Annotated in this window: 3 protein-coding genes and 1 pseudogene; 2 read left to right on the forward strand and 2 right to left on the reverse strand. The window is 45.8% G+C overall.

The genetic code is table 11. The features are described 5' to 3' along the window. Positions 1-85 precede the first annotated feature (85 nt). On the reverse strand, positions 86-1,465 hold the full coding sequence (locus AB6F11_RS21205) for a PhoH family protein (RefSeq protein ID WP_017062953.1): 1,380 nt from the start codon (positions 1,463-1,465) through the stop codon (positions 86-88). 466 nt (positions 1,466-1,931) lie between these two features. Here AB6F11_RS21205 and rapA point away from each other — a divergent pair, with 466 nt between their 5' ends. Then, positions 1,932-4,841 carry an RNA polymerase-associated protein RapA gene (gene rapA / locus AB6F11_RS21210; RefSeq protein ID WP_017062952.1) on the forward strand — a complete coding sequence of 970 codons (2,910 nt, stop codon included), beginning with the start codon at positions 1,932-1,934 and terminating at the stop codon, positions 4,839-4,841. A 92-nt stretch (positions 4,842-4,933) separates the two neighbouring features. Here rapA and AB6F11_RS21215 read toward each other — a convergent pair whose 3' ends face one another. After that, positions 4,934-6,211 carry an NRAMP family divalent metal transporter gene (locus tag AB6F11_RS21215; protein ID WP_102394417.1) on the reverse strand — a complete coding sequence of 426 codons (1,278 nt, stop codon included), beginning with the start codon at positions 6,209-6,211 and terminating at the stop codon, positions 4,934-4,936. A 156-nt stretch (positions 6,212-6,367) separates the two neighbouring features. On the opposite strand from AB6F11_RS21215, the pseudogene AB6F11_RS21220 reads away from it, so the two are divergent. Continuing rightward, a pseudogene (locus AB6F11_RS21220) lies at positions 6,368-6,580 on the forward strand (pseudouridine synthase); the annotation flags it as partial. Positions 6,581-7,485: the final 905 nt, after the last annotated feature.

A 7,485-nucleotide genomic window follows, 5' to 3' on the forward strand; every position in this document is an offset into this window, starting at 1 on the left:
GCTTGTACGGTGGTGTGAGAGGACGGAGGCCGTGAGGCCTCCTCCTACTCGATTAGATTACTGATTCAGTGAGCGTATAGAGTTACTACATGTTCTCTTCCGCAAACTCAGCTAGTCGGCTACGCACCACACCATTGAGGTGGATGTTGGCACTGCCTTCGAAGTTTTTAAAACGCTCAACCATGTAGGTTAAGCCTGAAGTCACAGGGGTTAGGTAAGAAGAATCTATCTGCGCTAAGTTACCTGAGCAGACGATCTTAGTACCTTCACCACAACGGGTGATGATGGTTTTTATCTGTGAAGCGGTGAGGTTCTGACACTCATCCAAAAGCACAAAGGCATTTTGAATCGAGCGGCCACGCATGAAGTTGATTGATTTGAACTGGATATTGGCTTTGTCACAGATGTACTTCATCGAGCCTTCTGTGCAGTGGTCGTTCTTGTGCAGCGCTTCCAGTGTATCGGTCACTGCGGCTAACCAAGGCAACATTTTCTCTTCCTCTGTACCCGGAAGGAAACCTATCGACTCACCAATATCAGGGGTGTTGCGGGTTACGATGATCTTATCGAATTGCTTACGTTCAATGGTTTGTTCAAGTGCAGCAGCCATAGCAAGCAGTGTCTTACCACTACCTGCGGCGCCAGTGAGAATCACAAGATCAATATCAGGGTCGAGCAGCGCATCAATCGCCATGCCTTGATAGACGTTCTTTGGTGTGATGTCCCATGCTCTGCGATTCATCAATCTTTCGCGGCTGAGGTCTCTCAGGGTAATGCTTTCCGGCTCAATCTCCTCGACTCGAGCGGCAAAGTCACTTTCTTCGTCAATCACATATTGGTTGAGGAAGGTTGGCTCGAACGGCGCTCTTGCTAAGGTGTGCAGCGTCTTGCCGCCTAAACTTCTGCTCTCGACATTATCGATACCATCCCAAAATGAGCCTTCCAGTTGTTGGAAGCCTTTGGTGAGGTATTGGATATCATCAATCAGTTGGTCAGTTTGATAGTCTTCAACAAAACGTACACCGGCGCCTTTTGCTCGTAAACGCATATTGATGTCTTTGGTGATGAGAACCACTTCGCGTGGTGCGCGTTTATTTTGAAGATAGAGGACAGCGTTGAGGATTCGGTTATCGCCCGCCTTGTCATCGGCAAAGGCTTTGATGCTTTCTTGAAGTTCGTAGTCAGCGAGTATTGAAATACTGCCAGATGCATTTATGTCTTTAGAAAAAGGGATGCCTTCCGATATTTGGTCTGGTGTGGCTTCCCTGAACAGGTCTTCGAGCGTTCGAATCGCAATTCTCGCATCTCGAGCAACGTCTCTTTTACTGTCTTTGATTCTGTCGAGTTCTTCTAGCACTGTCATGGGGATAACGACATCGTGCTCTTGGAAAGAAAATATAGCGAAGGGTTCGTGAAGTAGGATATTGGTGTCTAAAACAAATAGCTTCCGGTTGGTCTCGCCCATAGCATCTCCTTGCCGACGTGCGGCTTGCCTTGCATTCATTGAACGTAGATAAAGCTCATATAAAGATTAGTATCTGATTCTGGTGATAGTCAACTACTCACCTAAACTTCATCTAGAGGAACAGCACCATATCGTTACGAGTGAATATGGTGTATTCGTTTGAGAGCAGCAATCTGCTACCTATAGATTAACCATGAATTTTTGACAGTTTGATTGCACTGGCGAAAACAGAAAAAAAGCATGAAATCATCTCCTTTAGGCGTGACCTAAATCACAGCATCGAGTAAGATTAGCGACCTTTTTCTGCACCATTTTCTCGAGATATTTATTATTGAGAGCGCACTTAAAAAGTGGCTGCAAACTAGACATTTTTGGCTATATTTTTAGTTCAGGAGCGATAATGTTCTTGTTTAAAACTGCAGTTAAGAAGACCAAATTCCAACTATAAGATTGAGGTAGTCGATTCATGACATTTGCTTTGGGGCAACGCTGGATAAGCGATACGGAGAGCGATTTAGGTTTAGGTACCGTTGTAGCAATGGATGCTCGCACAGTGACACTAATGTTTGCAGCGTCAGAAGAAAACCGTGTTTATGCACGTACTGATGCTCCCGTAACCCGAGTAACGTTTAATGTAGGCGATGTCATCGAATGCCAAGAAGGTTGGTCTCTGTCTGTCGAAGAAGTTATCGAAGACAAAGGGCTGCTAACCTACTTAGGTACTCGCGAAGATACCCAAGAAACAGAAGTCACTCTGCGTGAAATCTTCTTAAGCAACCAGATCCGCTTTAACAAGCCACAAGATAAGCTATACGCAGGTCAAATCGACCGTATGGATAACTTTGTGTTGCGTTACCGTGCGCTAAGCAACCAGTACCAACAACACAAGAGCCCGATGCGTGGCTTGTGTGGTATGCGTGCTGGCTTGATCCCTCATCAGCTATACATCGCTCATGAAGTGGGTCGTCGTCACGCTCCGCGCGTTTTACTGGCTGATGAAGTGGGCCTAGGTAAAACCATCGAAGCGGGCATGATCATCCACCAACAGGTGCTGTCTGGCCGTGCTGAACGCATTCTGATTGTGGTTCCTGAAACTCTACAACACCAATGGTTAGTAGAGATGATGCGCCGTTTCAACCTGCATTTTTCTATCTTCGATGAAGAGCGTTGTATTGAAGCGTTTGCTGAATCAGACAACCCGTTTGATACCCAGCAGTACGTTCTGTGTTCTTTGGACTTCCTACGTAAGAGCCGTAAGCGCTACGAGCAAGCACTTGAAGGCGAGTGGGACTTGTTGGTTGTCGATGAAGCGCACCACCTTGAGTGGAGCCAAGACAAACCAAGCCGTGAATACCAAGTGGTTGAAGGCTTAGCGGAAAATACGTCTGGTGTGCTACTACTAACAGCAACGCCTGAACAGCTTGGTCGTGAGAGCCACTTTGCACGTCTGCGTCTGCTTGATCCTGATCGCTTCTACGATTACGAAGCATTCGTTGAAGAAGAAGACCAATATGCACCGGTTGCTGATGCAGTAACGGCTCTGTTCTCTGGAGTGAAGCTTGAAAACAGCGCGAAGAACCAGATTACGGAACTGCTTTCTGAGCAAGATGTTGAGCCTCTGTTCCGTGTGATTGAAGGTGATAGCAGCGAAGAAGAGCAAGCGTTAGCTCGCCAAGAATTGATTGATAACCTTATGGATCGCCATGGTACCGGCCGTGTTCTTTTCAGAAACACACGTGCTGCAATCAAAGGCTTCCCTAAGCGTAATGTAAACCTACTGCCGATGGAGATTCCAACGCAGTACACAACCTCAATGCGTGTATCTGGCATGATCGGTGGCAAAATGGCTCCCGAAGCTCGTGCAATGAAGATGCTGTATCCAGAAGAGATCTTCCAAGAGTTTGAAGGTGAAGATTCAAGCTGGTGGCAGTTCGACTCACGTGTTAACTGGTTGATTGAAAAGATCCAAGACAAGCGCAGCGAGAAAATCCTAGTGATCGCCTCTCGTGCAAGTACGGCTCTTCAATTAGAGCAAGCACTGCGTGAGCGTGAAGGTGTGCGTGCAACCGTATTCCACGAAGGCATGTCGATTCTAGAGCGTGATAAAGCTGCGGCTTACTTTGCTCAAGAAGAGGGCGGCGCTCAGGTTCTTATCTGTAGTGAAATCGGCTCTGAAGGTCGTAACTTCCAGTTCGCTAACCAACTTGTGATGTTCGATCTTCCATTCAACCCAGACTTGCTTGAGCAACGTATTGGCCGTTTGGACCGTATCGGTCAGCTGCGTGATATCGACATTCATGTTCCTTACCTAAAAGGCACATCACAGGCGATCCTTGCGCGTTGGTTCGATGAAGGTCTGAATGCATTTGCGGAAACTTGTCCAACGGGTCGCACGGTTTACGATAAGTACTCAGATGTTCTTATCGAGATGCTGGCTTCTGGTAACACTGAGCAACTTGATGAAGTGATTGAAGAGTCTGCCAAGCTAAATCAAAGCCTGAAATCAGATCTAGAAAAAGGCCGTGATCGCCTATTAGAAATGCACTCAAACGGCGGCGACAAAGCGCATGAAATTGCAGAGAAGATTGCCTCGACTGACGGCGACACTAACCTAGTAACGTTTGCACTAAGCCTGTTCGATACGATTGGCTTGAACCAAGACGACAAGGGTGAGAATGCTCTGGTTGTAACGCCGTCTGAGCACATGATGGTGCCAAGCTACCCAGGCTTACCATACGAAGGCGCAACCATCACATTTGATCGTGATACTGCGCTTTCTCGTGAAGACATGAACTTCATTAGCTGGGAACACCCAATGATTCAGGGCGGTATCGATCTGCTACTGAGTGAAGGTGTTGGTGCATCAGCGGTATCACTACTGAAAAACAAAGCGCTGCCAGTGGGTACTATCCTGCTTGAGCTGGTTTACCTTGTGGATGCGCAAGCGCCGAAACGCAGCGGTATCAGCCAGTTCTTGCCTAAGACGCCAATTCGTTTGATGATGGATGGCCGTGGTAATGACTTATCAGCTCAGGTTGAGTTCGACAGCTTTAACCGTCAATTAAGCCCTGTAAACCGTCACCTAGCGAGCAAGCTAGTTAACTCGGTACAAGGTGAAATTCACAAGCTAATCGAAGCGGGTGAGACGCACGTACTTCCTAAAGTGGAAGAAGTGCGTGAACAAGCTCAACGAGATATGCAGACTAACCTGAACGGTGAATTAGAGCGTCTACAAGCGCTTAAAGCCGTGAATCCTAATATTCGTGATGAAGAGCTAGAGGTAATCGAAGCTCAAATCAATGAACTGACCGGTTACATCAGCAAAGCTCAGGTTCAGCTAGATTCATTACGCTTGATTGTGGTTTCTCACAACTAGTTTTGAATTAGCGAAATGCTTCAACGAAATAAGGCCTTCATTATGAAGGCCTTATTTGTATCTGTAGCTTAATTAACAATTCAAGTAGCTGGTTACATTAACCACTTCCACCAAACAAATACCGCTAGGAAACCAAATAGGTAAACAAGACCTGCTACAGACAACCATTTTAGTTTGCTGCCAATGGCTAGCGCTTCTGGAAGCTTAGCTTTGTTGACCAAGATGAAATTAAGCAGAGCGAAGAATGGCGTTGTTGCAAACGCGAGTACCATTGCGAAATCGAGCATAGGCATCAGTGCTGCGCTAAAGAACATCACAATCGCGAGTGCCGCGATAGAGACAATGATTATCCAGCCTTGCAGCATTCTTGGGCTTGAATCTTTTTTGAATAATAGACGTTGTGATTCAGCAAGCACGCGTGAGTAGCCATCGATAACGGTAATGGTGCTACCAAAGATACAGAAGAAAGCGATAAGAGCGATTAACGGGCGAGACCATTCACCAATTGTCGAAGCGTAGATGCCGACCAATTGATGAGTAAAGCCAACACCGGAGCGAGACAGTTCAACTCCCGAACCGTGAAGTACTAGCGCGCCTAACGCAACGAATACTAAAGCAAGCAGCGCCGTACCAATGTAGCCAACGTTAAAGTCGAACAGCGCTGATTGTGCGGTCACTTCCTGCTTCTCTTTTTGGCTTTTTAGCCACATAGAGGTGATGCTTGATATTTCGATAGGCGCAGGCATCCAACCCATGGTCACCACGATAAAACCAATAGCAGCCAATGACCAAGGCGACGGTGGAACAAAAGCAGCATCAGGTTCGACTGGAGAGCCGATAGCAATGGCGACTGCAGCTAAGGTTGTGATGGTTAAGATCGCCATGATCGCTTTAGATAGCGTGTCGAGAGCGCGATAATGGCCGGCGAATAGAATGATCAAACAGGTCGCTAAAACGATCATGCACAATGTGCTGGTGGCCAAATCAAAAGGAACAAAGTAGCTAAGTAAGCTTGCACTGAATAACAGTAAGGCTGCGGTATTCACAACGGCTGAAATAGCACTCAAAATAGAAAAGATCACAAGGTAAGGGCGACCTAGGTTAGAGTAACCTTCCACCAAGCTTTGACCCGTTCCTAGCGTGTATTGGATGCCGGCTCTGAAGAATGGATATTTAAATACGTTAACGAGGATAATGAGAGCGGCAAGCTGCCAACCATAAATCGCACCCGCCTTGGTTGAGGCGACTAAGTGAGAACCACCTACAGCAGCTGCTGCCATCATAATACCTGGGCCAAGAGACCGAATTAACGTTGATAGGGGAGCAGAGGTTGGTGCTTTTGTTGTTGTAGTTTTAACCGTACTTTCCATCATTTTTCCTTTGATGCTGACTTCTTATTTTCCGTTCCCCTATCAATACCATGTTTTGTAAGGTCGTCAACTTTTATGTACAAAAAAGACTTAAATTGTATTTTTTAATAAACAACTTGACCATAAGTTATTATTTAACAGTAACTAGAGGCTAGAATGGCGTTAGAACATTACGCACCACCGCGTGACCCCTGGATTGATATTGTTTATCAAGATGACGATATTCTTGTGGTAAATAAACCTGCTGGCTTACTTTCAGTTCCTGGGAGGTTACCAGAGCATTACGACAGTATGTGGAGTCGCCTAGTCGTGGATTTTTCAGATATTCAGGTGGTGCATCGCTTGGATATGTCGACATCGGGCTTTGTGCATGGTCCAGTCACGATGATCTAGCGCTACTAGGATCAAGGCTTCGTAACAAGTCAAACCGAAGGATAATTTCTGTGGCCTTTCAACCGAAAACCGATTTCTTCGTCGGTTCTGGTTGAGCTGGTGAGCCTCAAAACCTAATCACAGAGGTGAGATGTAGAGAATCCACTCAATTTAATAGATCTGGTTATGTAAACTGACCAAATTGATTGGTAATCAAGTTTTCATTTTATAATGTACATTGCGTCGCCCACCCCTGTTGATAGAGAAAAAATGACTCTTAAATATGGTGTTTGCCCGGGTATAAGATGGGCGTGTGAGCCTCTAAACCTAATCACATCTGGTTATCTAAACTGACCAAATTGATTGGTAATCATGTTTTTACATTTATAATGTACATTGCGTCGCCCACCCTTGTTGATAGAGAAATGACTCTTAATATGGTGTTTGCCCGGGTATACGATGGGTGTGTGAGCCTCTAAACCGAATAAAAGAGGTGATTATCTGTGGTATCACAGCTCAAAACCGATTTCAGCGACGGTTCTGGTTGAGTTGGTGAGCCTCAAAACCTAATCACAGAGGTGAGATGTAGAGAATCCTCGCAATTTAATAGATCTGGTTATCTAAACTGACCAAATTGATTGGTAATCATGTTTTCACTTTATAATGTACATTGCGTCGCCCACCCCTGTTGATAGAGAAAAAATGACTCTTAAATATGGTGTTTGCCCGGGTATAAGATGGGTGTGTGAGCCTCAAAACCAAATAAAAGAGGTGATTATCTGTGGCATCACAACTCAAAACCGATTTCAGCGACGGTTCTGGTTGAGCTAGTGAGCCTCAAAACCGAATAAAAGAGGTGATTATCTGTGGCATCACAACTCAAAACCGATTTCAGCGACGGG

Origin of the sequence: Vibrio sp. 10N.247.311.14 (genome assembly GCF_041467715.1) — a bacterium.
GTDB lineage: Bacteria > Pseudomonadota > Gammaproteobacteria > Enterobacterales > Vibrionaceae > Vibrio > Vibrio crassostreae_C.

Coding starts and splice junctions, on each gene's coding strand:
- AB6F11_RS21215 (WP_102394417.1), bottom strand. CDS start 6,211: ATGGAAAGTACGGTTAAAACTACAACAACAAAAGCACCAACCTCTGCT.
- rapA (WP_017062952.1), top strand. CDS start 1,932: ATGACATTTGCTTTGGGGCAACGCTGGATAAGCGATACGGAGAGCGAT.
- AB6F11_RS21205 (WP_017062953.1), bottom strand. CDS start 1,465: ATGGGCGAGACCAACCGGAAGCTATTTGTTTTAGACACCAATATCCTA.